Source organism: Andreprevotia sp. IGB-42 (assembly GCF_009848685.1).
Taxonomy (GTDB): Bacteria; Pseudomonadota; Gammaproteobacteria; order Burkholderiales; family Chitinibacteraceae; genus Andreprevotia.
In genome coordinates this window covers 1-2,671 of the sequence record NZ_WXTX01000037.1, presented here as the reverse complement: position 1 = coordinate 2,671, position 2,671 = coordinate 1, and the positions used below count along the sequence as shown (strand labels likewise).

At 55.7% G+C, this 2,671-nt stretch carries 1 protein-coding gene and 1 pseudogene; both read left to right on the top strand.

The features are described from left to right. Window positions 1–682: pseudogene (locus IGB42_RS21750) on the top strand (RHS repeat protein); the annotation flags it as partial. Window positions 683–733: 51 nt separating this feature from the next. Next, window positions 734–2,671 (top strand): DUF6531 domain-containing protein (locus IGB42_RS21745; RefSeq protein WP_174764253.1); only part of this gene is annotated, 1,938 nt, incomplete at its 3' end.

Below are 2,671 nucleotides of genomic sequence, written 5' to 3'. Positions count from 1 at the left end.
TACCGAAGCCTTCGGTACTGCACAGGCGCGCACCATCACCACCGTCTGGCACCCCACTTGGCGTTTGCCGGCCAGCATCACCGAGCCCAATCGCGTCACCACCTTCGATTACGACGCCGTTACCAGCAACCTGAAGAGCAAGACCGTCACCAGCGCGGGCAGCACCAGGGCATGGCGCTGGACCTACGGCAACTTCGGCCAAGTCGCCACCAGCACCGACCCCAGCGGCAAGATCACCACCTACACCTACGATACCCAAGGCAACCTGGCCACCATCACCAACCCGGCCAGCCAGCTCACCCAGTTCACGCTGTATGACGCCAACGGCAACCTCAAATCGATGACCGACCCGAACGGTGTGGTCACCACCTTCAGCTACGACCTGCGCAACCGCCTTAAAACGCGCCAGACCGGCAGCGAGCTGACCACCTTTACCTATGACCTGGTTGGCCAGCTCAAGCGCATCGACTTTGCCGACGGCAGCAGCCTCAGCTACGACTACGACCCCGCGCACCGGCTGACCGACATCCGCGACAACCGCAACGGCCGGGTGCACTACGAGCTGAACAACGACGGCAGCCTCAAGCGCGAAGACCGCTACGACCCGGATGGCACTTTGGCCACCGGCCTCGCCGCTGCTGCCACACAACGCAATTTGCCGAATACGCTTACGCAGCCCTGAGCGTGCATTGGAAAATTCATGCTTCATATATTCAATATGTTGAGTAACTAAATGACCAATATTTCAATCAAAGCCCTAGTTCTGCTTTTCGTTATTCAGCTGATCAGTATTTCAGGTCATGCATCGGCTAACGAGCGTACATGGTGGGCGGCGAAAGCTGGGTATATATGTGGTGACCAAGCTGCGCATGCAAGTAATGTCGCTTATGCGGCCCTTAATTGCCGTGAGTATACGCCTTACTGTTGGTCCGATATTTCTTCGTCGAGCGTAGGTTATCGGGTTTCCTATTACGCTAATTATCCAAATGTTCCGGAAGGGCTGATCTCAGGGTTCTATCTTTATTGGACGGATGGGTTGGGCAAGCGCGGTAGCGGATATTTTGAACAATGGATCGGCAACGGGGACTGGACTAAGGGGTGTGATCCTGTTTGCCCGGAGGGCATGTTTCAAGGTGCAGTCAGCCATACCTGCCGACCTAAATGTAATGCGGGATACTATCTTAGTAAGCGCACTGGCATATGTGAACTCAAGCCATCTTGCCCAGCCAATGCTAGTTGTTTTGCTCCTTATGATGCTGATCCGGATGCAGGTCTGACATGTCCAAGGTCTGGTGATCCGATCAGCACGGCATCTGGTAACAGTTTTCAGACGGAACCCGATTTCATCTGGGCGCTTGGGCAAACATTTGCACGTGCTTACAACAGCAATGGACTATTGGTTGACTTGGGCGTAGGCAGAGGTTGGCGTTTGCCGCTGCAACGTCGTGTCGTCTTTATTGCTCCGTCCGTTTATTCATCTGCATATGTGAATGACATTGATCCGGACTGGGTCAATCAGGAGGTGGCCGTAACACCCGCTTATTACCTGCTGGAACGTGATGATGGCAAAAGTTATCGCTTCGAGCTGGATGGCCGGCCTAGCGTTGTTCAGGGAAGTAATTCGTATTCACTGGAAATCAGCAAGAATGCGCAAGGCGATGTCACCGGCTTTGTTGTGAAAGATACATTGAATACTGAGAGTTACGCGGCGGATGGGCGATTGAATAAGGTGGTTTTTGCTACCGGGCAGGAAATCAAGATCGACTATAATGGTGATCGTACCGTCCAGCAAATCAATGATGGTTTTGGTCATAGGTTGATATTCAACTATGGTGACAATTTTCATGTAACCAGTATTTCAGTCAATGGTGTACTCAATGCAGTTCAATATGGCTATGACACCCAAGGCCGCCTCACCAGTGTGACTTACGCTGATGCCAGCCAGCGTCAGTACTTTTACGAAGACAGCAACAATCCTTACCTGCTGACTGGCATTCGGGACGAAAACGGCAGCCGTTATGTCACTTGGCGCTTCAATGCCGCAGGCCAGGCCATTTCTTCGGAATTGGCTGGCGGGCTGGACAAGACTAGCCTCGATTTCGGCGGTGACCAGAACGTTGGCCCGCGCTGGACGGACGAAACCGATCCACTCGGCACCGTCCGCCGCTACACCTTCAGCAAGCGTGCCGGCTCATGGTTGCTGGATGGCAACAGCCAACCCGGCGGCTCCGGCTGCGCAGCAGCCAGCAACGGCCTCACCTACGACGCCAACGGCAACGTCGCCAGCCGTACCGACTTCAACGGCAACGTCACCAAGTATGCGTTCGACCTGGCCCGCAACCTGGAAACCAGCCGTACCGAAGCCTTCGGCACCGCCCAAGCCCGCACCATCACCACCGTCTGGCACCCCACCTGGCGCCTGCCAGCCACGGTGACCGAGCCCAATCGCGTCACCACCTTCGATTACGACGCCGTTACCAGCAACCTGAAGAGCAAGACCGTCACCAGCGCGGGCAGCACCAGGGCATGGCGCTGGACGTACGGCAACTTCGGCCAAGTCGCCACCAGCACCGACCCCAGCGGCAAGATCACCACCTACACCTACGATACCCAGGGCAACCTGGCCACCATCACCAACCCGGCCAGCCAGCTCACCCAGTTCACGCTGTAT